This is a genomic window from Mucilaginibacter galii (assembly GCF_014635825.1).
Lineage (GTDB): Bacteria > Bacteroidota > Bacteroidia > Sphingobacteriales > Sphingobacteriaceae > Mucilaginibacter > Mucilaginibacter galii.
Genome location: NZ_BMDO01000001.1, coordinates 898,549 through 922,478, shown reverse-complemented (window position 1 = coordinate 922,478; position 23,930 = coordinate 898,549). Strand labels below are relative to the sequence as shown.

The 23,930-nt window shown below is 42.7% G+C and carries 24 protein-coding genes; 22 read left to right on the top strand and 2 right to left on the bottom strand.

All coding sequences use genetic code 11. The features are described 5' to 3' along the window. The first annotated feature begins 94 nt into the window (after positions 1 to 94). From bshA to IEV61_RS03960, 3 genes are all read left to right on the top strand, one after another. On the top strand, positions 95 to 1,231 hold the full coding sequence (gene bshA, locus IEV61_RS03970; RefSeq protein ID WP_188413953.1) for an N-acetyl-alpha-D-glucosaminyl L-malate synthase BshA: 1,137 nt from the start codon (positions 95 to 97) through the stop codon (positions 1,229 to 1,231). Between the two features lie 82 nt (positions 1,232 to 1,313). Beyond that, positions 1,314 to 1,796, top strand: a complete 483-nt coding sequence (locus IEV61_RS03965) for a hypothetical protein (RefSeq protein ID WP_229747028.1) — start codon at positions 1,314 to 1,316, stop codon at positions 1,794 to 1,796. 75 nt (positions 1,797 to 1,871) lie between these two features. Beyond that, positions 1,872 to 2,441, top strand: a complete 570-nt coding sequence (locus IEV61_RS03960; RefSeq protein ID WP_188413951.1) for a hypothetical protein — start codon at positions 1,872 to 1,874, stop codon at positions 2,439 to 2,441. Positions 2,442 to 2,453: 12 nt separating this feature from the next. Here the strand turns inward: IEV61_RS03960 and IEV61_RS03955 are convergent, their stop codons facing one another. Together IEV61_RS03955 and IEV61_RS03950 are read right to left on the bottom strand one after the other, a co-directional pair. Then, the gene (locus IEV61_RS03955) at positions 2,454 to 3,056 is read right to left on the bottom strand and encodes a hypothetical protein (RefSeq protein WP_188413949.1); all 603 of its coding nucleotides are present in this window, start codon (positions 3,054 to 3,056) and stop codon (positions 2,454 to 2,456) included. A gap of 2 nt (positions 3,057 to 3,058) precedes the next feature. Beyond that, positions 3,059 to 4,189 carry a lactonase family protein gene (locus tag IEV61_RS03950; RefSeq protein WP_188413947.1) on the bottom strand — a complete coding sequence of 377 codons (1,131 nt, stop codon included), beginning with the start codon at positions 4,187 to 4,189 and terminating at the stop codon, positions 3,059 to 3,061. 568 nt (positions 4,190 to 4,757) lie between these two features. Between IEV61_RS03950 and IEV61_RS03945 the strand changes: the two genes are divergently transcribed. The 19 genes from IEV61_RS03945 to IEV61_RS03855 all read left to right on the top strand — a co-directional run bounded on the left by IEV61_RS03945 (position 4,758) and on the right by IEV61_RS03855 (position 23,883). Then, positions 4,758 to 5,738, top strand: a complete 981-nt coding sequence (locus tag IEV61_RS03945) for a deoxyhypusine synthase family protein (protein ID WP_188413945.1) — start codon at positions 4,758 to 4,760, stop codon at positions 5,736 to 5,738. 310 nt (positions 5,739 to 6,048) lie between these two features. After that, positions 6,049 to 7,335, top strand: a complete 1,287-nt coding sequence (locus IEV61_RS03940; protein ID WP_188413943.1) for a c-type cytochrome — start codon at positions 6,049 to 6,051, stop codon at positions 7,333 to 7,335. Positions 7,336 to 7,375: 40 nt separating this feature from the next. Next, on the top strand, positions 7,376 to 10,411 hold the full coding sequence (locus tag IEV61_RS03935; protein ID WP_188413941.1) for a TAT-variant-translocated molybdopterin oxidoreductase: 3,036 nt from the start codon (positions 7,376 to 7,378) through the stop codon (positions 10,409 to 10,411). A 28-nt stretch (positions 10,412 to 10,439) separates the two neighbouring features. Further along, entirely contained in the window at positions 10,440 to 11,912 is a 1,473-nt protein-coding gene (nrfD, locus tag IEV61_RS03930; RefSeq protein WP_188413939.1) for an NrfD/PsrC family molybdoenzyme membrane anchor subunit, read from the top strand. A 2-nt stretch (positions 11,913 to 11,914) separates the two neighbouring features. Next, the gene (locus IEV61_RS03925) at positions 11,915 to 12,451 is read left to right on the top strand and encodes a DUF3341 domain-containing protein (RefSeq protein ID WP_188413937.1); all 537 of its coding nucleotides are present in this window, start codon (positions 11,915 to 11,917) and stop codon (positions 12,449 to 12,451) included. After that, positions 12,444 to 13,019 carry a c-type cytochrome gene (locus IEV61_RS03920; RefSeq protein WP_308472315.1) on the top strand — a complete coding sequence of 192 codons (576 nt, stop codon included), beginning with the start codon at positions 12,444 to 12,446 and terminating at the stop codon, positions 13,017 to 13,019. The genes IEV61_RS03925 and IEV61_RS03920 overlap by 8 nt, the downstream gene beginning before the upstream one ends. Positions 13,020 to 13,030: 11 nt before the next feature. Continuing rightward, positions 13,031 to 14,308, top strand: a complete 1,278-nt coding sequence (locus IEV61_RS03915; RefSeq protein ID WP_188413932.1) for a quinol:cytochrome C oxidoreductase — start codon at positions 13,031 to 13,033, stop codon at positions 14,306 to 14,308. 46 nt (positions 14,309 to 14,354) lie between these two features. Then, positions 14,355 to 15,572 carry a cytochrome c oxidase subunit II gene (locus tag IEV61_RS03910; RefSeq protein ID WP_188413930.1) on the top strand — a complete coding sequence of 406 codons (1,218 nt, stop codon included), beginning with the start codon at positions 14,355 to 14,357 and terminating at the stop codon, positions 15,570 to 15,572. Between the two features lie 10 nt (positions 15,573 to 15,582). Continuing rightward, positions 15,583 to 17,472, top strand: coding sequence for a cytochrome c oxidase subunit I (locus IEV61_RS03905; RefSeq protein WP_188413928.1), 1,890 nt, complete (start codon positions 15,583 to 15,585; stop codon positions 17,470 to 17,472). Between the two features lie 84 nt (positions 17,473 to 17,556). Beyond that, positions 17,557 to 18,615 carry a COX15/CtaA family protein gene (locus IEV61_RS03900; protein WP_188413927.1) on the top strand — a complete coding sequence of 353 codons (1,059 nt, stop codon included), beginning with the start codon at positions 17,557 to 17,559 and terminating at the stop codon, positions 18,613 to 18,615. Beyond that, a complete protein-coding gene (cyoE, locus tag IEV61_RS03895) occupies positions 18,612 to 19,493 on the top strand; it encodes a heme o synthase (RefSeq protein WP_188413925.1) in 882 nt (293 codons plus the stop codon). The genes IEV61_RS03900 and cyoE overlap by 4 nt, the downstream gene beginning before the upstream one ends. After that, on the top strand, positions 19,490 to 20,077 hold the full coding sequence (locus IEV61_RS03890) for a cytochrome c oxidase subunit 3 (protein WP_229747027.1): 588 nt from the start codon (positions 19,490 to 19,492) through the stop codon (positions 20,075 to 20,077). Before cyoE ends, IEV61_RS03890 begins: the two co-directional genes overlap by 4 nt. 22 nt (positions 20,078 to 20,099) lie before the next feature. Further along, complete coding sequence (locus IEV61_RS03885) at positions 20,100 to 20,819, top strand: cytochrome c oxidase subunit 3 (RefSeq protein WP_188413924.1); 720 nt, start codon at positions 20,100 to 20,102, stop codon at positions 20,817 to 20,819. A gap of 29 nt (positions 20,820 to 20,848) precedes the next feature. Further along, on the top strand, positions 20,849 to 21,193 hold the full coding sequence (locus tag IEV61_RS03880; protein ID WP_188413923.1) for a cytochrome C oxidase subunit IV family protein: 345 nt from the start codon (positions 20,849 to 20,851) through the stop codon (positions 21,191 to 21,193). A 9-nt stretch (positions 21,194 to 21,202) separates the two neighbouring features. Further along, positions 21,203 to 21,901, top strand: coding sequence for an SCO family protein (locus IEV61_RS03875; RefSeq protein WP_188413922.1), 699 nt, complete (start codon positions 21,203 to 21,205; stop codon positions 21,899 to 21,901). A 2-nt stretch (positions 21,902 to 21,903) separates the two neighbouring features. After that, complete coding sequence (locus IEV61_RS03870) at positions 21,904 to 22,482, top strand: DUF420 domain-containing protein (protein WP_188413920.1); 579 nt, start codon at positions 21,904 to 21,906, stop codon at positions 22,480 to 22,482. Positions 22,483 to 22,518: 36 nt separating this feature from the next. Beyond that, positions 22,519 to 22,785, top strand: a complete 267-nt coding sequence (locus IEV61_RS03865; RefSeq protein ID WP_229747026.1) for a CAMCR motif-containing small membrane protein — start codon at positions 22,519 to 22,521, stop codon at positions 22,783 to 22,785. Between the two features lie 50 nt (positions 22,786 to 22,835). Further along, positions 22,836 to 23,234, top strand: a complete 399-nt coding sequence (locus IEV61_RS03860; protein ID WP_188413916.1) for a DUF983 domain-containing protein — start codon at positions 22,836 to 22,838, stop codon at positions 23,232 to 23,234. Beyond that, on the top strand, positions 23,221 to 23,883 hold the full coding sequence (locus tag IEV61_RS03855) for a DUF2461 domain-containing protein (protein WP_188413914.1): 663 nt from the start codon (positions 23,221 to 23,223) through the stop codon (positions 23,881 to 23,883). Before IEV61_RS03860 ends, IEV61_RS03855 begins: the two co-directional genes overlap by 14 nt. Positions 23,884 to 23,930: the final 47 nt, after the last annotated feature.

Genomic DNA, 23,930 nt, shown 5'->3' with positions numbered 1-23,930 from the left:
ATTGCTGTTAAACTTGCGACATGAATTTGGCCGGTACAACTCTGCAAGCCCAATGCGCCGGTCGGTTTATTTCACTTAAGCATTACATCAATTCATGAAAATCGGAATAGTATGTTATCCAACCTTTGGAGGTAGCGGCGTAGTGGCCACCGAACTGGGTAAAGCCCTGGCTGATCGCGGTCATCAGGTTCATTTTGTTACTTATAATCAGCCCGTGAGGCTCGATTTCTTTTCCGAAAACCTTTTTTACCACGAGGTAGCCGTTAGCAAATACCCATTGTTTGAATACCCGCCTTATGAACTAGCCTTGGCCAGCCGTTTGGTAGATGTGGTACGCTTTGAAAAACTGGATATACTGCACGTACATTATGCAATTCCACACGCTTCGGCCGCTTTTATGGCCAAGCAAATACTGGCTACTTATGGCATCCATATCCCGGTGATCACTACCCTGCACGGTACCGATATAACCCTGGTGGGTAACGATCGTACTTATAAACCGGTAGTTACTTTCTCTATCAATAAAAGTGATGGTGTAACTTCAGTATCCGAACATTTACGTAACGATACTTACCGACTGTTCGAGATTGAAAAGGACATTAAGGTAATTACCAACTTTATTGACCTTCGCCGCTTTAACCATACTCCTAAAGGACATTTTAAAAAAGCCATAGCGCCCGAGGGCGAAAAGATCTTAGTGCATACCTCTAACTTCCGTAAGGTGAAATGTACACCCGATGTAGTGCGCATATTTGCTAAGGTAAACGCCGTGTTACCTTCAAAGCTCCTGATGGTAGGCGATGGTGAAGACCGCCCCGAGTGCGAGCAATTGGCGCGCGATTTAGGCGTAAGTCAAAATGTGCGTTTCCTGGGTAAGCAGGATGCGGTGGAAGAGATTATGTCGGTATCCGATTTGTTTTTGATGCCTTCCAAATCAGAAAGTTTTGGTTTGGCAGCGCTGGAAGCTATGGCCTGCCGTGTGCCTGTCATCAGCAGTAATGCCGGTGGTTTGCCCGAATTAAATGTAGAAGGACTAACCGGTTACCTGCGCGATGTAGGCGATGTTGACGGTATGGCACAAGCTGCTTTAACTATTTTGCAGGATGAAGAACGCCTGAACCAGTTCAAAGAAAACGCACTTACCCACGCCCGCAAATTTGACCTGGCTAATATATTACCTGAGTACGAGAACTTTTACCTGGAAGTAATTAAGAATAGCATACCAGTTTAGCGTGTTGTTGTACTAAATACCTGCCGTAACAAACAGTATGGCAAGATTTATGTATTATAATTTCAACACACTCAAATACCTTATGAAAAAGATTCTTGAAATTATTTTAATGGCCGTGGTTATCGGTCTTTCCGTTACAGCGTGTTCAACTCAAAATGCAGCTACAGGCGTTCAAAATGTAGGTCGTGGTAAATTTACCGGCACCTGGACAGTAAGTAACGTAAGCTATGAGGGCCTGATAGAAAGTGCCGTATCCAATGTATTTGACGAAGCCCGCCCGTCGGCTTTTGTGGGCAGTACCTGGAAACTGACTAACAGTGGTAACGGTATGTATACTTTAAGCAGCGGCGTATCGCAAACCATTTTCTGGTCGGTAAATAACACCGGTGCTCAAGGGCAAATGTTCCAGTTCAAAAAGATATTTGAAGGCGATAAAGCTAAAAACGTACAGCAAGGCTACCAGTTACTGGTAAGCAACAACGATGGTAACAGCATGGTGTTAAAAACCCCGGTAGCTATTGGCAGCAGTACCGGTTACGTGGTTTATACCTTCAACAAACAATAAAAAAATTCAACATTTTATAGAAAGCGCCGGTAATTGTGATCAATACCAGCGCTTTTTTATGTAATTAAGTTTTTTATGATGTCTCCACTGCGCATTGTGGCCCTGATACTAATTGCTTTAACAGCTGTATATTTTGCTTATCGGCGTATAGAGTCCCGTCAAAAGCTCATACCCGTATCTGCTACGGTAAGTAATAGTGCAAAGGCGGTGGATGATCACCATACCTTAAGCATCAGAATACAGACCAATGAATACCGCCGCCCAATAAGACTCTCTTATGTGCTTTTCTCCTCAAAAATTGAGGAACGCATGCAAGTGAAAGAAGGGGAGCGTATCACCTTTTATATATCGCCAAAGGGTACTGTTGACCTTAACAACCATAACTTGCCCGATTATAAACACAGCATCCTCCGTATACCCGATATTAGAATTCAGGCTATTCGAGGTGGTGCAACTTGGAGAAGTTTTGACCCTGATTATGAGCTAAAAATAGACCTGGTTACTATATTGCTATATACGTTCTTTGCAGCGCTTCTTCCGTTAATGAAAAAAGACAACACTTCCGCAAACCGGCCCTTCACCATATGTTTCATTGCTTTTTTCGGGCTCATGATAGTTGTTTATCTTATGGAGCGGCTCTATTAGCGCTATAAAATATTAATTCAAACTTGGCTTAATAAGTTTCAATGCTGAAAGCCTCATGTAACCACTGGTTTCGTTTCCTGCCAAATTTCGGTAGTTTATATAAACCCATTCTTTGTTGTGTATATTCTCAAGGGTTATAATCACCTTGTCGCCTTTTACAAGATAGGTTTTTAGCTTGTTTCTTAAGGATGCACTCTTGTAGAAATAGGAGTGGTCACCTTTTACTTTGTAAACGCCGGGCAATGCTGTGGTAAGCAAAGCATAGGTGCCAGAAAAATCTTCGGGTAGGTTGCTCGTCATGCAATCATTAAATATAGCCCTAATTTTTATATTTATTAAGGTAATAGTTAAACCGCAACCGGCATCATCCGCAGATTTAACAGTACATACCTGGCCTGTTAAAGTTCCGGCACCGCTGAAATTTCCATTAGTGCCGGAGGTTGTACCCCACCAAGCAAATGCGGCAGCCTCAAGTTTGTTGCCTGTTTTGATAACAGCAATAGTACACGATGAACCGTTTTTATCAATTTTTTGATAAGTACCGCTTTGTGCAAAAGTGACACCAGCACACATCAGCAGGTATAAAATGCTAAAAAAGCACCTAATTGGGCTCATTCTTACTTTGCCGCTGTAAACTTCAAACAACTTGGACTGTCAAGTTCAATACGGTGATTAGTTTGGTTCAGCTTTCCGGTGGTGCGGTTAATTTTGTAAACAATAACGTTGTTACTCTTCATATTGGCCACCAGCAGAAAGTTGCCGGTAGGATCTATCGCAAAGTTACGCGGATGGTTACCGCCTGTGCCTTGCCTATCTACAAAGGTGAGTAAGCCTGTTTCCTGGTTAATGGCATAAATCACAATTTCGTTTGCAGTACCGCGGTTGGTAGCATACAAGAACAAGCCATCGGGCGATACGTGAATATCGGCGCCGCCGGGTTGCTGGGTAGAACCATCGGCCATCATGCTTACTTTTTGCAGCATCTTGGGCTTACCGCCGTTATATTCATAGGTATTAATGTTGGCCCCCATTTCGGTGATCACGTAAAGGTACTTATGATCGGCGCTAAAGTCGATGTGGCGCGGACCATCGCCCGGTGTAATGCTGACGAACGGCGGGGTAGAGGCTGTTAGCGGTTGTTCTTGCGACGATTTGTAACGATAGATGTTTAGCTTGTCGGTACCCAGGTCGGTATACAACAGATGCTTTTCATCGGGCGATAACACAGCGGTATGTACATGCGCCTTATCTTGGCGGGTTTTATCGGGACCTGTACCCTGATCCTGTATAATTTGTGATGCTTGTTTCAGGGAGCCATCGGCATTAAGCGGAAAAACATACAAACTGCCGCCCGCATAATTAGCTGCAAATACATGCTTTTGATCTTTATCTACCGAAATATAGCACGGCCCTGCGCCCGATGGTTGTTTATTGATCAATTGAATAGTGCCCACTACCGGCTCAAAGGAAAAAGCACTAACGCTGCCCTTACGGTCGTCGCCCACCTCGTTAACAGAATATACAAATTTGCCGTTCTTAGCTACACACAGGTATGACGGATTATCGACACCCGTGGTTCGGTTTAAGTAAGCCAGGCGGCCGCTTTCGGTATAAAAACGGTAAACGTATATACCATCGCTGCCATTGGTAGTATAAGTACCAATAAGCAAATCGTATGATTTAGGCACTTTAGTTTGCGCCAATAACAGCGTAGGAAGTATGGTTAACAGATACAGAAACTTTTTCATAGGTTATATGATATTTGAAGTTGGCAAGGTAGCAAAAAGGGTTTTAAATTTTGAATGGGAGTGTTTTTTGGGTAAGGATATTACTGTGAAACTTTGGTTTACTTAATTTTTAGTTGGGGCGGGGTGGGTTTGATATATATGGTTGGTGAACGCTTCATTAAGTCCCTCCCTACCTCACCAAGGGGGGAATTAGAAAGACGCATTAAAAGGTTCCCTCCTTGGGGAGGGGTGCGGTGGGACTGTGCGGTGGAAGGGAGGGGTTTGACGCGAATGGTTGGTGAACAGCTTCATTAAACCCCTCCCTGCCCTCCCGAGGGAGGGAATTGAAAGAATGTCTCAACACAGCGATGCTGCTATTCTTCAGCACAAACCGAAGTTCAAATTGTACTTACAAAATTAAACAGCATCAATCGAACAGGATTTCTCAATACTGTTCGAAATGACAACGTTTTTATAAAGAGCTAATCCTCTTACAATCATTTAGAATTGACAACCCTATGTGTAATGTTAATATTCAATTTTCCAACAAAATCCATACTTTTGCGGCTGATTTAAAAAGGATTAGACGATGAGTACTACCAAAGGACCTATATCTCAGTTTATTGAGAAAAACTATTTGCACTTCAACGCTGCCGCTTTAATGGATGCAGCTAAAGGATATGAAACCCACTTACTTGAGGGTGGTAAAATGATGGTAACACTGGCCGGTGCTATGAGTACTGCCGAACTGGGTATTTCGCTGGCCGAAATGATCCGCCAAGATAAAATTGCCATTATCAGTTGTACCGGTGCTAACCTTGAGGAAGATATCATGAACCTGGTGGCACACTCGCACTACAAGCGCGTGCCTAACTACCGCGATCTGAGTCCGCAGGACGAATGGGACTTGTTAGAGAACCATTACAACCGTGTTACCGATACTTGCATTCCTGAGGAAGAAGCTTTCCGCAGGTTGCAAAAACATATTCACCAGGTTTGGAAAGATGCCGAAGATGCTGGCGAGCGTTATTTTCCGCATGAGTATATGTACAAAATGCTGTTAAGCGGCGATTTGGAGCAGTACTATGAAATTGACCCTAAAAACTCCTGGATGCTGGCCGCGGCCGAAAAAAATCTGCCTATTGTAGTTCCGGGCTGGGAAGACAGCACCATGGGTAACATTTTTGCATCGTACGTAATCAAAGGACAGCTAAAAGCCAGTACCATGAAAAGCGGTATCGAATATATGACCTGGCTGGCTGGATGGTATCCTGAAAATTCTGGTGGTAAAGGCTTAGGCTTTTTCCAGATAGGTGGCGGTATTGCCGGCGATTTCCCTATTTGCGTAGTGCCTATGTTGTACCAGGATATGGAGATGGAAAACATACCGTTCTGGAGCTATTTCTGCCAGATCAGTGATTCTACCACTTCTTACGGTTCTTACTCCGGTGCGGTACCTAACGAAAAAATTACCTGGGGTAAACTGGATATTCACACGCCTAAGTTTATTGTAGAGAGCGATGCTACCATTGTAGTACCGTTAATATTTGCTTGGATATTAGGGCAATAACAACGCTGGTTTACAATCATAAATTCTATTTATAAAATAGAATTTAATTTTCAAAGCCTTACCAAATTCTTTATCATCAGGAGGGTTTAGGTAGGGCTTTTTAAGTTCAAAGAAAATGGCTTTCCGTACAGCAAAAGGCATACTTTTTAAATTTGTTTAGAACGATTATAAATTAGAAACAACTGTCACTAATTTGTCAGCCATAGCCTATAAAATTTTACTTTTGTGGACTGAAAATACGGGGATACCCACGTGTTTTTGGTTGAAAGAATATTACCAACACAAAATTTATTCAGCATAAATACGCTTTATGAGAAATATCTCATTACTTCTTAAACAGTTTTCAAGGTCGGTTTTACTGGTAGCGGGCATCACTGCTATGGGCTTTACGGCCCGTGCTCAGGGCGATGCGGCCAAGGGTGAAGCCTTGTATAAAGCCAAATGTACCTCGTGTCACAAATTAGATGTGCGCATGACGGGCCCGGCTTTGGGTCCTACCATTACTTCTGAAACTGATGATAAATGGTTAACCAAATGGATTCAGAACAACCAGGCCTTAATTGCCGCTAAAGATCCTAAGGCATTAAAAATATACAACGAGTACAACCAGGCGGGCATGAACGTGTTCACCGAGTTGAGCGATGGCGATGTAGCTAACATCATTACTTATGTTCGTGATGAATATAAGAAAATGCAAGCTGCTCCTGCTGCCGGCGCGGGTGTTGCCGGTGCCGCTGCTGCCGATAACAGCCCAAGCGAGAGCATGATTTTTGGTTTGTTAGGTGTTATTGTTGTAGCGATCATTGTTATATTGGTTTTAAGCCGCGCCATTGGTACATTGGAGCGTGTGTTGCTTAAACGTAAAGAACTGCCTGCTGATGAGCAGGAAGCTTTAGCTGCTGAAGAGGCAGATGCTGCACCTGTTGACCGTTTAGCAACAGTTAAAAAGTTAGCTAAAAACAAGAAACTGGTATTCTTCTTCATCCTGGCCGGTACTATTGCTTTTGCAAGCTGGAGCTGGGTAGGTATGTGGAACACAAATGTTCACCAGGGTTACCAGCCGGTACAGCCTATTAAATACTCGCATGAGTTGCACGCAGGTGTTATGAAAATTAACTGCCAGTATTGTCACTCAAGTGCTTACAAAGGAAAAAACGCAACCATACCATCATTAAACGTGTGTATGAACTGCCACAAGGTGGTTAAAACCGAATCTCCTGAGATCCACAAGATCTATGATGCATTGGGTTACGATCCGGGTACACAGAAATACGATACCACCAAGGCTCGTCCTATCCAGTGGGTTCGTATTCACAACCTGCCAGATTTTGCTTACTTCAACCACTCACAGCACGTTAAAATTGCGGGTATTGAGTGCCAAAAATGTCACGGTCCTATCCAAACCATGAAAGAGGTTTACCAATATTCACCACTTACCATGAAATGGTGTATCCAGTGCCACAAACGTACCGAAACCGGTTTCAAAGGCAATGCATACTACGATAAGATGACAGAAGTGCACGAGGCGTTGAAACGCGGAGAGAAAGTTACTGCAGCTGCCTTAGGTGGTTTAGAGTGCGGTAAATGTCACTATTAATAATTAAGAAACTTAGCAATTTACAGTTTATATAGCTTAAATGGAAAGCAATAAAAAATACTGGAAAGGTTTAGAAGAGCTGAACAAGACGCCAGAGTTTGTTGAATTAAACAAGCATGAGTTTGCTGAGCCTATTCCAATTGAGGAAGTGCTGAGCGGCACCGGCTTAATGGGTAAAACGCCACGTCGTAACTTCCTGAAAACAGTTGGTTTTGGTATTGGTGCGGTTACACTGGCAGCTTGTCAAAAAACGCCTGTTCACAAATCTATCCCCTACTTAATTAAACCCGAAGAAGTAACTCCTGGTGTAGCTAACTATTACGTGTCGAGCTACGACGGCCAGGCCATATTGGTTAAAACACGCGAAGGTCGTCCTATCAAAATTGAAGGTAACCCGGGCGATGTTTTAGGTCAGGGTGGTGTGAGCGCACAAGTACAGGCTTCGGTACTGGATTTATACGATACTAACCGCCTTAAAGGCCCTATGCAAGATGGTGGCGACACCGCATGGAGCTCTTTAGACAGCTTTGTGAAAGCAGAGTTAGCTGCCATTAAAGCAAGCGGTAAACAAATACGTTTGGTAACCGCCAGCATTAACAGCCCATCTACTTTAGGTGTGATTGCTGCTTTTGCTGCACAATACCCAACCGCTAAGCATATCAACTACGATGCGGTATCTTATACCGGTATCATTCAGGCTAATCAAAACAGCTTTGGTAAGGCAGTAGTGCCTCACTACCGTTTCGACCGTGCCGATCTGATCGTTGGCTTTGGTTGTGATTTCCTGGGTTCTTGGTTGTCAAGCGCTGAGTACACCCGCCAATACGCTTCAAAACGTAACGAGGAAGCTATTGAAAGCAAAAAAATGTCGCGCCACGTGCATTTTGAAAGCGGTATGAGCTTAACCGGTAGTAATGCCGACGTTCGTATCCCTGTCAAAATATCGCAGCAAGGTTTAGCCCTGGTTAACCTGTACAACGAAATTTCGGGTACTACTTTACCGGGTTCTAAAAAGTTAGGTAACAACGTTGCCGATAACGCCATTACTTTAGTTGCTAAAGAACTGTTAGCTGCCAAAGGCCGTGCCCTGGTAGTTTGCGGAAGCAACGATGTGGCTACACAAGTATTGGTAAATGCCATCAACTCTTTATTAGGCAGCTACGGTACTACTATTGATCTTGATAATCCATCAAACAAATACAAAGGTAACGATGCCGACATCATTGCCCTAGTAGAAGAAATGAAACGCGGCGATGTAGGTGCAGTAATGTTCCTGGATGCTAACCCGGTTTACGATTTCTATCAAAGCAGTGCCTTTGCCGATGCCTTGAAGAAAGTACGTTTAAAAGTATCTTTCAACCAGTATAATGATGAAACAGCTGCACAATGTAACATTGTAGCACCAAACCATAACTACCTCGAATCTTGGGGTGATGAAAATGTGCTGGAAGGTTATTACACCATTATTCAGCCAACCATTAACCCGGTTTACGATACCCGTAAAGCCGAGCAAAGCTTACTTATCTGGAGCGACAACGCTGTTAAAGATTACTACACCTTTGTACGCAATACCTGGAATACCAGCCTGCTTCCTAAAGGTGGTTTGGCCGGACAAGGCGGATGGGAAACTTTACTACAAAACGGGTTTATTAAAGTTGCCGATAAGCCAGCTACACCGGTTGCCTTTAACCGCGATATTAACGGTGTTGCTCAAACTATACTAAGCCAGGGTGCTAAACTTGCAGCCGGCGAAGGTAAATTAGAGTTACAGGTTTACGAAAATAATACTATTGGTAACGGTAAATATGCTAACAACCCTTGGTTACAGGAGTTACCGGAAGCTATTTCTAAAGTTACCTGGGATAACTTCGTAGCCATTTCTCCTAAAACAGCCGAAGATTTGAAGCTGGAAGAAGGTGATTTGATCAAGATTACGGCCAACAACTACAGCACTGAGTTACCTGTGTTATTACAACCAGGCCAGGCGCAAGGTACTATCTCTATTGCCGTAGGTTACGGCCGTACTAAAGCCGGTAAGGTAGGCGATATGGTAGGTAAAAATGCTTATCCTTTTGTTAGCTTAACCAATGGCTCTTTCCAGGGCAATGCAGTTGCATCTATTGAGAAATTAGGCGGCGACAAAATTATCCTGGCTCAAACACAAACACACCACTCTTACGAAGGCCGCGATGTTATACGCGAAACTACCTTGCAAGAATACCTGAAAAGGGGAGAAGATAAAGAATCAGAAAAGAAGGAAACTTACGATCTGTGGAACGATTACGACCGCCCTCAGTATGACTGGGTAATGGCAATCGACTTGAACGCTTGTACCGGTTGCGGTGCTTGTGTGGTGGCTTGTAACGCCGAAAACAATATCCCGGTAGTAGGTCGTGATGAGGTTCGCCGTCGCCGCGAGATGCACTGGATACGTATTGACCGTTATTACAGCTTTGACGAAAAAGGCAAAACAGTTACTGAAGAGAAAGAGATCAACAAGTTAGAAGATCTTGATCACGTATCGGTTACTTATCAGCCAATGCTTTGTCAGCATTGCGATCACGCACCTTGCGAAACTGTTTGTCCGGTATTGGCCACCACGCACTCAAGCGAAGGCTTAAACCAAATGACTTACAACCGTTGCGTAGGTACACGTTATTGCGCTAACAACTGCCCTTATAAAGTACGTCGTTTCAACTGGTTCAACTACTGGAACGATTCACGCTTTGAGAACTACATCCAAAACGATTACACTGAGCTGGTATTAAACCCAGATGTTACTACACGTTTCCGTGGGGTAATGGAAAAATGCTCAATGTGCGTACAACGTATACAAGCTGGTAAGTTAAACGCCAAATTGCAAAAACGTCCGTTGGTAGATGGTGATATTAAAGTTGCCTGTCAGCAAACCTGCCCTGCAAATGCTATCATCTTCGGTAACAAACTTGATCCTAACTCACAAGTTTCAAAAGCTTTGAAAAGCGAAAGAACATATTATGTGTTAGAAGAGTTGAACGTTAAACCAGGTATTGGTTACCAAACAAAAGTTAGAAACAGACTACCAACAGAGGCTTAAACATTATTACAGGAGATATTAATATACTATGGCATCTCACAGTGAATCAATAATCAGGGAACCGTTAATTACGGGCAAAGACATCACGTATGCAAAAATTACGAATGATGTTTTATTCCCTGTAGAAAATAAACCCAACATGGCTTGGTGGGTCGGCTTTACGCTGGCTTCGTTAGGCGCTGCACTTTGGGTATTCTCTATCAGCTGGACCTTTTGGTTTGGCGTAGGAGAGTGGGGATTAAACAAGACCGTAGGCTGGGCCTGGGACATCACCGGTTTCGTGTGGTGGGTAGGTATCGGTCACGCAGGAACACTGATTTCGGCGGTATTGCTGATCTTCCGTCAAAACTGGCGTAACTCCATTAACCGTTCGGCAGAGGCCATGACCATCTTTGCGGTTATCTGTGCGGCTACCTACATTTTCGGTCACATGGGCCGTCCTTGGTTAGCATACTGGACTTTACCTCTTCCTAACCAATATGGTTCGTTATGGGTAAACTGGAACTCGGCTCTGATGATGGACGTGTTTGCGATTTCTACTTACTTCTCGGTATCGTTAATATTCTGGTACACCGGTTTACTACCCGATATTGCAAGTATCCGCGACCGTGCTACAGGTTTACGTCGCCGTATTTACTCTGTACTATCTTTCGGATGGACAGGTTCGGTAAAAACATGGCAGCGTTTTGAGACCGTGTCATTAATCTTGGCTGGTATCTCAACTCCACTGGTACTTTCGGTACACACCATTGTATCTTTTGACTTTGCAACTTCATTGGAACCGGGATGGCACACCACCATCTTCCCTCCATACTTCGTTGCGGGTGCAATCTTCTCTGGTTTTGCCATGGTACAAACGTTATTATTGATTGCCCGTAAAGTTTTAGGATTAGAGAACTACATCACCATGTTCCACATCGAATCCATGAACAAGATTATCTTGTTAACAGGTTCTATCGTGGGTGTGGCTTATATTACTGAGTTCTTCATCGCCTGGTATTCAGGAGTAGAATATGAGCAATACGCATTCATTAACCGTGCAACCGGTCCGTACTGGTGGGCATACTGGAGCATGATGACTTGTAACGTTATTACGCCGCAGTTATTCTGGTTCAAAAAGATCCGTATCAATATTCCTTTCGCCTGGGTATTATCCATCATTGTGAACATTGGTATGTGGTTCGAGCGTTTCGTAATTATCGTTACTTCATTGCACCGCGATTATATCCCTTCAAGCTGGGTAATGTTTTATCCAACCTGGACAGATGTGGGCATCTTCGTAGGATCGATTGGCTTATTCTTTACCATGTTCCTGTTGTTTATCCGTGTGCTACCATCTGTGGCTATGGCCGAGGTAAAACTGCTGCTGAAAACATCGAGCGAGCAGGCTAAGAAGAAACTGATAGACGAAGGCCATTTAGACCCTACGCACGTTGACGACTATACAACAGCATTAGAAAAGTACGACAGTGTTGATTTAACTCAATACCAAAAAGCATAATCATGAGCAGCACTAAATTTATATTAGGATGTTTCGATGATCCGGATAACATGATGCACGGTATCGAAAACTTACAAAAAAACAGCATCCCTATTTACGATGTATACACGCCAATGCCTATCCATGGTATTGAGGCTAAATTAGGCGTTAAAGAATCTCGTTTAGGCTATGCAGCATTTTGTTTTGGCTGCCTGGGTGGTTCTGTAATCTTCAGTATATTATACTATACTTTAGTGCATGACTGGCCTATGAACGTTGGTGGTAAACCCCACTTTGCCATGCCAAACTTTGTACCGTTTACCTTTGAGTGGACTATCTTGTTTGCAGCTTTTGGTATGGTGTTCACATTTTACGCTGCTACGCACCTTTTTCCGGGCCGCGCACCACGCGTAATGGATTTAAGAGCAACCGACGACCGCTTTGTTATTGCGGTTGATGCTAAAGGCAACGTACCGCACGATGATATAACCCGTTTACTGCAAGAAGCCGGTGCTGTAGAAGTTAAGCACAACGAGAGAAAATATGTTAGCTATGAATAAGATTAAAATATTCGGTGCAACCATGATTGCGATAGCTGCTACAGTGGTAGTTTCGTCGTGCCATGATAAGAGAAGCACCGGCTGGCAATATGCTCCTAACATGTATGAGCACATTGCACCTGAGTACGATCAAAAGAATAATAACTTTAAAGATGGTAAAACGGCTCAATTGCCCCCTCCGGGTACTATACCGGTAGGTTTTACCCGCTTTGATTACCCTAACACCCGTGCCGGTTACGATCAGGCTGCGGTAGAGGTTAAAAATATGATTGCGCAAACCCAGCAAAACTATGCTGAGGGTAAAAAGCTTTATGAATCTTTTTGCTCGCCATGCCACGGTTTTACCGGGCAAGGAGATGGTACCGTTGTTCAACACGGTTACCCGGCACCGCCATCATACTCTAAGGGACAATCATCACGCGGTGGTGCCATGAAAGATCTAACTGACGGTAAAATATATCATACTATTACTTACGGCGTAAACTCTATGGGTTCGTATGCGTCGCAGCTGGCTCCTGAAGAGCGCTGGAAAGTAATTATGTACGTTCACCATTTGCAAACTTTATAATACATAGCTTAATGAGCACTCATCAACATAGTTTTAACGAACGTTTTGAATTTGCCGGAAAAGCTAAAACCTTAAGCCTTGTCGGTATTGTGATAGGCATCGTAGGTGTTTTAGCAGGATTTTTCGGTGGAGAAGAAGGCATTCAAAACACTTTTTCAAATCTGCTGCTATCAAGCTACTATTTCGTAGGCGTTTGCGTGGCAGGCGTATTTTTCCTGGCTTATCAGTACATGGCACAGTCGGGCTGGTCGGTAGCGTTTTTACGTATACCACAAGCTTTTGCTAAAACGCTGGTATTTGCAGCCATCACTTTATTAATAGTTGTTGCTGCCGGTTTACTGGTACATCATGAAGAAGTATTGGAAGGCCATAAAGTAAGTGCACCTTATTTATATGCGCACTGGGCAACTAAAGGCTTAACAGATCCTAAAAGTGAAATATACGACAAGATCATTACCGGTAAGTCTGCCTTCTTAAATTTACCATTTTTCTATGGTACGCTTATCGTATTGCTTGGTTTATATTCCTTGTTCGGTCGCTTACTGGTAAAATACTCAAACAGCGAGGATGTATTAGGCGGAATGTTAAATTACAACAAGAGCTTTAAAATATCTGCTATATTCCTGGTTATATTTGGTTTTACATTCCCTATATATTCATTTGGTGCAGTAATGTCATTAGAGGCACACTGGTTCTCTACCATGTTTGGCTGGTATAATTTAGCTGCGGTACACGTAAGTGGTTTAGCAGTTATAGCTTTAACTTTAATTATCCTTAAACAAAACGGATACTTTGAATGGGTTAATGAAAGCCATATGCAAGATTTGGGTAAACTGATCTTCGGTTTCTCTATCTTTTGGACCTATGTTTGGTTCGCTCAATTCTTCCTTACCTGGTATGCCAACATGCCTGAGGAGAGTGTGTACTTCTACAAACGCTGGGAGCCTGAGTATAAATGGTGGTTTTGGTTAAACATTATCCTGAACTTCCTGGCACCTTTATTACTGTTAATGAAGAACAACGACAAGCGTTCACTAAACAGAATGAAGTTTGCAGCTATCATCATCATCATTGGTCACTGGTTAGATTATTACCTGATGATTATGCCGGGTACTATCAAAAAAGAACACATGTTCAACCTGGTAGAGTTTGCACAAGATATGGCAATATTTGCGGGTTTTGCAGGTTTGTTCAGCTTCCTGATGCTAAGCACGTTAAGCAAGTTTGAGTCGCTGGTACCCAAAAAGCACCCATTATTGGAAGAAAGCCTTCATCATCACATATATTAATTGCTAACTTTGTAACTCATTATAGAATTCCAAACCATCTATACAAATGGCATTCAAGCACCTGATAAATTATAAAAAAATATTCTCGCTGATTGCGATGTTCCTGCTGCTGGGTACAAACCTGCTAATGGCACAAAGCACCAGCTCTAACACTACAGCTACAGATAGTGGCGACACTTCGGCTCAAACGGCTGGTATGTGGACTACTGTTGGTTACTATGTATTACTGTTTTTAGTAGTATGCTTTATTGTTGCTATTGTAGGCAAAATATTTAAAGTATACGACCTTACTTTACAGATGCAGGGTAAAAAAGGCATTAACTGGAATAATGCGATGGCTGTCGGCTTTATCATATTCCTTGTAGTTGGTGCGGTAGGTGTTTACTACTCATTTACGGTGCATGGCGCCATGACACTGGTGGGTGATGCTCAATCTGTGCACGGCAAAACGCTGGATACGATGTTTTGGGTAACCACAGTTATTACTTTTATCGTATTCGTTCTTACACAGGTGCTCTTATTTGGTTTTGCATTCAAATACAAAGGTTCTGATAAACGTAAGGCCTATTATTACCCACACAATAATACTATTGAGAAAATATGGACAGTGGCTCCGGCTATTGTTTTGACTATCCTGGTAGTGTTCGGTTTCTTAACCTGGAGAAAAATAACCAACACCGTAGATGCGAAAGGCGAGCCTGCATCGTTACAAGTAGATGTAACCGGCCACCAGTTTGCCTGGGAAATACGTTACCCTGGTAAAGATGGTAGGTTGGGTATGAAAAATTACAAGTTAATTAACGGTACCAATAAATTAGGTGTAAGCTACGATGATAAAAACAGCTTTGATGATTTACAAGCTGATACCCTGATGTTACCGGTAAACAAATCGGTACGTTTAAACATCATTGCACAAGACGTTATTCATAGTGTATATATGCCAAACTTCCGCGTTCAAATAAACGCAGTGCCCGGTTTGCCAACTTACTTTAAATTTACGCCTACTAAAACTACTGCCGAAATGCGCAGAGATTTAGACCAGGCCGATTTCAATTACCATTTGTATTGTAACAAAATATGCGGAGGAAGCCATTACAACATGCAGAAACTGGTTGTAGTTGTTACTGAAGCCGAATACCAGAAATGGTTATCACAGCAAAAACCTTACTTGACCGAGCAGTTAAAGAAAGAGCTTAAATTGGCCGATAACCCGCTTTACAAGCAAACCTTATTACAAAACAGATTAGCTTCAAATAATTTATAAGATAGCGATTATGTCAACATTAACAGTTCAAGATCATGCCGTAGTGCAGCATGGTCACGATCACGAACATCACCATACCGAAAACTTCTGGACTAAATACATATTTAGCCAGGATCATAAAATGATAGCTCGCCAGTTTTTAATAACTGGTATTATCATGGCAGTAATAGCCATGATGTTGTCTATCCTTTTCCGTATCCAGCTTGCCTATCCAGAAAAAGCTTTCCCTTTATTGGAAACTTTATTAGGCCGTTTTGCACCAGGCGGACGCTTAGACACTAACTTTTACCTGTCGTTAGTTACCATACATGGTACCATCATGGTATTCTTTGTGTTAACAGCCGGTTTGAGCGGTACTTTTAGTAATTTATTAATTCCGTATCAATTAGGTGCGCGTGATATGGCTTCGCCGTTCATGAATATGTTATCATATTGGTTGTTCTTTATTGCCAGTGTGATCATGATGGCCTCATTTTTTACCGAAAAAGGCCCTGCCGGACCAGGTTGGACTATTTATCCGCCATTATCTGCCTTGCCTAAAGCAATGCCGGGTTCGGGTTTGGGTATGACGTATTGGTTAATCAGCATGGTGTTGTTCGTAGCTTCTCAGTTAATGGGCGGTATCAACTACATCAGTACTATCTTAAACATGCGTACCAAGGGTATGGATCTTTGGAAAATGCCTTTAACCATATGGGCGTTCTTCTTAACTGCTATATTAGGTGTACTGGCATTCCCGGTTTTAGTTGCCGGTGTGGTGTTATTGATATTTGACCGCAGCTTTGGCACCAGTTTCTATCTTTCGGAAATTGTGGTTCAAGGTCAGCAAATGCCTTTTGAAGGCGGTAGTCCTATTTTGTTCCAGCATTTATTCTGGTTCTTGGGTCACCCTGAGGTGTACATTGTAATTATGCCAGCCTTGGGTATATCATCTGAGGTTATTGCTACTAACTCACGTAAGCCTATCTTCGGTTACCATGCCATGGTTTACTCGTTAATTGGTATCACTGTATTGTCGTTCATTGTATGGGGTCACCACATGTTTGTTACGGGTATGAACCCGTTCCTGGGCGGTGTGTTCATGATCACTACACTGATCATCGCAGTTCCATCAGCGGTAAAAACGTTTAACTACCTGGCTACGCTTTGGCGCGGTAATATCAGGTTCACGCCTGCTATGTTGTTCGCTATCGGTTTGGTATCGTTCTTCATCTCTGGTGGTTTAACCGGTATCTTTTTGGGTAACGCGGCATTAGATATCAACTTACACGATACTTACTTTGTTGTAGCTCACTTTCACCTGGTTATGGGTTCGGCAGCAATATTTGGTATGCTGGCCGGTGTTTATCATTGGTTCCCTAAAATGTTTGGCCGTATGATGGATGAGAAATTAGGTTACCTGCACTTTTGGTTAACTTTCATCGGTGCTTACCTCGTATTCTTCCCAATGCACTTTATGGGTTTAGGTGGTGTGCCACGTCGTTACTATTCGTTCACCGAGATCGAATCGTTTAAAGAGTGGTTAACCTTAAACACATTTATCACCTGGGCAGCCATTATGTCGGCCTTGGCGCAAGTAGCTTTCTTGTTCAACTTCTTCTACTCTATATTCTTTGGGAAAAAAGCTACGCAAAATCCATGGAACTCTACCACACTGGAGTGGACTACACCGGTTGAGCATATTCACGGTAACTGGCCGGGAGAGATCCCAACCGTATACCGTTGGCCATATGATTATAGCAAGCCAGGTCACGATGAGGATTTTATCCCTCAAACTGTGCCTTTCTCACAAACATTAAGTTCTAACTTACCACACGATTTTGAAGACAATCCGGTAAACTTAGAAAGTCATAAAGACTGGGTAAATATCCAGAGATCAAATGAGGAAGAAGTAAAGTAATACACCTTTCTGATCTGATTAATTTAGGGTATCTGTACCGGAAAGTATTTCCTAAACAGATACCCTTATTTTTTAAACTAATAAATGAATAACACGAACAAAGCAAGATTCAGGAAAACCAACCTTATTACTATTGTTTTGCTTTTTGTTTTAATACTGGCCGGTGGTGTAGTGCGTAGCTCGGGTTCGGGCATGGGTTGCCCCGATTGGCCTAAATGCTTCGGACGTTATATACCGCCTACCGATGCCAGTGAATTACCTGCCGATTATAAGCAGAGTTATGTAGCTAAGCGCGCTGCCAAGAACCAAAAATTTGCCAAAACCCTTGATGTGTTCGGCTACACAGATTTAGCCAGGCGCATCAGGCAAGACAAATCTATACTTACGCCCGAGGAGTTCAACGTAGCACGTACCTGGACCGAATATATCAACCGTTTGGTAGGTGTGGTAGCCGGTTTTGGATTACTGCTTTCAGCTTGGTTCTCCTTCAGCTATTGGGCCGAGAGTAAAGCGATTACTTTATTGAGCGTTTTTAACTTGTTATTAGTGGGCTTTCAGGGATGGCTGGGTTCTATTGTAGTTTCCACCAACCTGGTAGACTGGATAGTAACAGTGCACATGTTGTTAGCGTTGGTTATACTGGCTATTTGCATATATACCTATCACCTGGCTAAGGTTCAGAATAAACCGCTCATTGATACTAAACCCTTAATTAGGATCATAGCGATTGCAGCGGTTGCCTTAAGTGTGGTACAAATTACATTCGGTACCGAAGTACGCGAAAAAGTTGACGAGGTGGCCGATTACTTTCAGGGTGGTTACCGCGACCAGTGGGTAAAGAAAGCTGGCGAAGTATTTACCAATCACCGCGACACTGCAGTTATAGTAGTGGTGATTAATGTTATGCTGTATGCCTTATTGAGGCGCAATTTTAACCGGCACTCCTTGCAGCAGCAGTTAATGAGCTTTATCTTTTTAATGATCATGATGCAAATGGGGGTAGGGGTGGCCTTATCTTATTGGGCGTTGCCACCTGTGGCGCAGGCGGCACATATAGTGCTGGCGAGTTTAATTTTTGGTGCACAATTTTATTTACTGCTGAATTTCAGACGTTCGGCAAAGTACACGGAGGTGCGCAAATGAGTTTTGGAAAAGATTTAGTAAAACTGGTAAAGCTCAGGCTCACTTTTTTGGTGGTGTTCTCGGCGTCAATATCGTTCTTAATAGGCAGCCAAATTGTTACTGCTACCAATGTTAATGGTGTAATAAACTGGGTTAATTGGGCTAAGCTGATTGTTGGAGGTTTTCTCATTACAGGTGCTGCCAACGGTTTCAACGAGATCATCGAAAAAGATCTTGATCGTTTAATGACCCGTACTGCAGACAGGCCATTGCCGGCAGGCAGAATGACCAATGGGCAAGCCTTGGTGCTAAGCTTATTAATGGGCATGGGGGGTACTTACCTGTTAGGTAGTTTAAACCTGCTTACCGGCTTTTTATCGGTATTTGCCATTTTGCTGTATGCGTTCGTATACACGCCGTTGAAGCAAAAGTCGCCTATCTCGGTGTTTGTGGGTGCTATACCTGGAGCCTTACCACCACTTATTGGCTACGTGGCTGCTAACCCTACAATCGATCAGATCGCATTGATCTTGTTCGGGATCCAGTTTATCTGGCAGTTCCCGCATTTTTGGGCTATTGCCTGGGTGTTGGATGATGATTACAAGCTGGCAGGCTTCAGGCTGCTGCCTACAGGTAAACGCGATAGGGTAAGCGCTGTAATAACCTTTGTATTTACATTGGTACTGGTGCCTGTAAGTTTACTGCCCACTTTTTACAAGTTTGGCGGATACTACGTAGGTGGGGTATCATTGGTAATGAGTTTAATATTTTTGTATCAGGCTTTCGTACTGATGCGCACACTGGAAATTAAATCGGCCCGAAAATTAATGTTTGGCTCATTTTTATATTTACCGGTGGTACAGTTAATGTTTTTGTTTGATTTTTTAGGGAAGAAATGATGATGGCACGATTTGAACAAGATAAAAATAAATTAGACCTAACGCCCAAACGCTTTAACATGTGGATATTCCTGTTCACATCGTTCATGTTTTTTGCGGCACTTACCAGCGGCTTTATCGTATATATTGGCGGTAAAGGCCATGCTTTAAAAATGAACCTTCCTGTAGCCTTTATGTACAGCACGGGTATTATCATTGTAAGTAGCTTAACTATGTTTTTGGCCAGCAATGCAGCCAAGAAATTACAGTTTGCTAAGCAGCGCACGTTTTTGTGGGCAACCTTTATACTTGGATTAGGGTTTTTGGGTATGCAGGTGTATGCGTGGTACGTGCTGGCGTTCGAAATGAAGGCTTACTTTATTAACCCTAATGCCTCCATATCCTTTGTTTATGTATTTTCTTTGATGCACTTGCTGCACATTTTGGCCGGTTTGGTGTTATTGATAGTAAGCCTGGTGAGCACCTACCGGAAAACGCCACAGGTTATAAATTTGTTCCGGATGGAGATGACTTCTATTTTTTGGCATTTTGTCGATATTATATGGATTTATCTCTATGTTTTTTTACTTTTGAACCAGAATTAATCATCCTATACAATAAGTACAAATGAGTACAACAGCGGTTACATCACCTATAGATGAAGTAAAAACAACGCCATGGGCTGGCGGACGGTCGCCGTTTTCGGTGGAATACGGCAAAATGATGATGTGGTTTTTCCTGTTATCAGATGCGTTTACTTTTTCTTCATTATTAATTGCATATGGCGCATTGCGTTTCAGCGCTACAGCATGGCCAGCAGCCGATCATATTTTCCAATCAGTACCCTTAACTTCTATTGAGCACGGCGCTCCGTTGGTGTTCGTGGGTATCATGACGTTTATCCTCATTATGAGTTCGGTAACCATGGTACTGGGCGTTGAGGCCGGTCACCGTGGTGCTCGTAAAGAAGTAGCCTGGTGGATGATTGCCACAGTAATTGGTGGTTTTATGTTTTTAGGTTGCCAGGCGCTGGAGTGGAGCCACTTATTTCATGAAGGATTTGGCTGGGGTAAAATGCCTAAGGAAATTGGCGAATTTTTCCCAGACGGTACTAAGCCATCTGCCGTATACACACAGCAATTTGCTAACCTGTTCTTTACCATTACCGGTTTCCATGGTTTTCACGTATTTACAGGGGTTATTATTAATATCATCATCCTCGTTAATGTGTTATTAGGTACTTACGATCGCCGTGGTACTTATGGCATGGTTGAAAAAGTAGGCCTTTACTGGCACTTTGTAGACTTGGTTTGGGTATTCGTGTTTACCTTCTTTTACTTAGTATAATTATCACATTTAGCTGATTTAACAAGATCATGTCAGAAATAAAACATACAGAAATTCATGAAGAACATGCGGAGCATGACACCATGACCCGTAAAAAAATATGGAATGTGTTCTTCGTATTGCTGGGTATTACCGCTATAGAGTTTTTCATAGCATTGTACCTTGTTCCCAAAAACATAGTTCCTATTCATGTAGCTAATCCTATATACATTGTTTTAACGCTGGCTAAAGCATTTTACATTGTGGCTTACTTCATGCACTTAAAGTTTGAAAAAATAGGCATGGTATACTCCATATTGGTGCCTACACTGTTCATCATCGGTTTAATACTGGTACTTACCAACGAAAGCCACCACTGGGTTGATTTAAGGTAAACAAGCCTGATGAACAACCTGTCTCTTAAGGTAAAAAAAATAATAGTCCTGGTACTCATTTTAGCGGTACCGGGATTTTTATATTATTTACTAACCGTAAAAGGTAAAAACCGCTATAAGCCGCTGGCTATTTACGGGCCAAAACAAGTGGCTAAAACAGGTCACCGTTACCATGGTAAATACATTCCCGATACTATTTATCACAAAATAGGCAACTTTGAGCTTACCAACCAGTTAGGCAAGCCAGTAACGGTTAAAGATTTCGAATACAAGGTTTTTGTGGTTAATTTCTTTTACGCCAACTGCCCCGAGGTTTGTGCGGCTGTGAATAAGAATATAGAGCGCCTTGCCTGGGCTTACCGTAAAAACCGTATGGTTAAATTTGTAAGCATTACGGTTGATCCGCAGCGCGATAACCCGGCCGTATTGCTTAATTATGCTAAAACATATCGCTTACCCGCCGATAAGTGGATGTTTCTGACCGGCGATACCAGTGTTACCTATAACCTGGCCCGTAAAGGTTTCCTGGTTAATGCGGTTAAGGCAGGTGATGAATTTATATTTAGCAACCAGCTCATATTGATTGATGCCGAAAAGCGCATTCGCGGTAACTACAATGGTACCTCGTTACCAGATGTAGTGCGCTTAAACGATGAAATTAAAGTGCAGATTTCCGAAGAACTGCGCAAAATAAAAGCTCCTGATTGATCATGAACGTAACCGATAAATTTATATTTCGCTTTGTAGCCGGTATTTCCATATTCGTTTTTGTGGTGGTGGTTATCTTGGGTATGAAGATTTTGCCTAAGCCGGATGTATCGCCTTCACTGTTATACTTTTTACCAAAGCTAAATGCTTTCTTCAACGGAGCCTGTAGCATCTTGCTGATGGTTTCGCTATACTTTATACGCCACGGCCAGGTAACTGCTCACAAACGTACCAATATTGCAGCATTCACCCTATCGTCGTTGTTCCTGGTATCGTACATCCTGTTTCACTGGTTAAGCCCCGGAACGTACTACGGCGATTTAAACGGCGACCACATTGCCTCCGATTTAGAAAAAGCTGCGGTGGGCAATATAAGATACGTTTACTATGTTATATTAGTAACACACATTGTGCTGGCTGCAATTGTATTACCTTTAATACTATTAAGCTTTTACCGTGGCCTGCAAATGCAGGTAGAAAAACATAAGAAACTGGTAAGGTGGACTTTTCCTATTTGGTTTTATGTAACGGTGAGCGGTGTTGTGGTTTACTTAATGATATCGCCCTATTATAATTTTTAAGATTTAAATTAGGTACTTTTGTATATGATAAACAGCGTGAAACTATTACTCTGCACTTTGTGCCTTGGGCTGCTTGTTTTAAGCGCACAGCCTGCCGCAGCACAATGTGCCATGTGTTCGGCAACGGCCGAAGCGGGGGTTAAGGATGGTAACACCGAAGCCAACGGACTAAACAATGGTATTATGTACCTGCTTGCCGCACCATACATAGCTATAGCCGCGGTTGGTATTATATGGTATAAGCGTTTTCGCCGTAAAGATGTAGACATCAATATGGGGAAAGAAAAATTTCATTTAAACTAACATATATCCGGCCCCACATGCCGGATATTTTTGTATAAAACAGCTGCTTTATGCCTCAAACACCCAAAGCCTGGGCTATGCTACATGCCAAATGCCCTAAATGCCGCCGCGGTAACATGTTTAAAGGCAAAATGTACAGCATTGGTGGCAACACCATGCATGAAACCTGTCCGCGTTGCGGTTTGCACTTTGAAATAGAACCCGGTTACTTTTATGCCGCCATGTATGTAAGCTATGCGTTCAATGTGGCCCAGGCCGTTACCATTGCTATGGCCACTTATATACTTACGGGTAATATGGAGTCGCCATGGTTATACCTAGCGTTAATATTAGGCGGATGCTTCCTGCTGGCACCATTCAATTACCGGTATTCGCGCATTATATTGCTATATTGGCTTTCGCCCAAAATACATTACCAAGCTTATTTAGATACCAATGATCCATCCTGATACTCTAGCTTTTATAGCCGATTTAAAAGAGAACAACAGCCGCGAATGGTTTCAGGCCAACAAAGAGCGGTACGATAAAGCACACGAGGATGTGATTGCTTTTGCCGGTAAATTAATTGAAGCGTTGAGTAAAGAAGATGCCGGTGTGGATGACTCGCTCGACCCTAAAAAGTGTGTAATGCGTATTTACCGCGATATCCGGTTCAGTAAAGACAAAACGCCTTATAAAACCAATATGGCCATTGGAAGGCTTACCAAAAATAAAACGGTAGAAATTGGTTACTACCTGCAAATAGAACCGGGCAACAAATCGTTCATTGCCGGTGGTTACTGGATGCCGCAAGGCGAGCACATCAAAAGCATTCGCCAGGAAATTGATTACAATGCTGCCGACCTGACCTCCATTGTAGATACTGCCGATTTCAAAAAGACCTTCGGCGAGTTTCGTGAACAGGAGAAGCTTAAAACGCTGCCCAAAGGTTACGATGCCGATAACGAAAACATTGAACTGCTAAAGCTGAAGAGTTTTATAGCCTACCGCGATTTAAAAGACAAGGAGCTTACCGGCCCTAACGCCGTAAAGCTGGTAGCGCAGTTATGTGCTAAGATACATCCGTTGAATGTGTTTTTGAATAATGCTATCAATTAACTTCCATCTCTTAGTCTGAACTTGTCGAAGACTTAACCGAGCGGCGA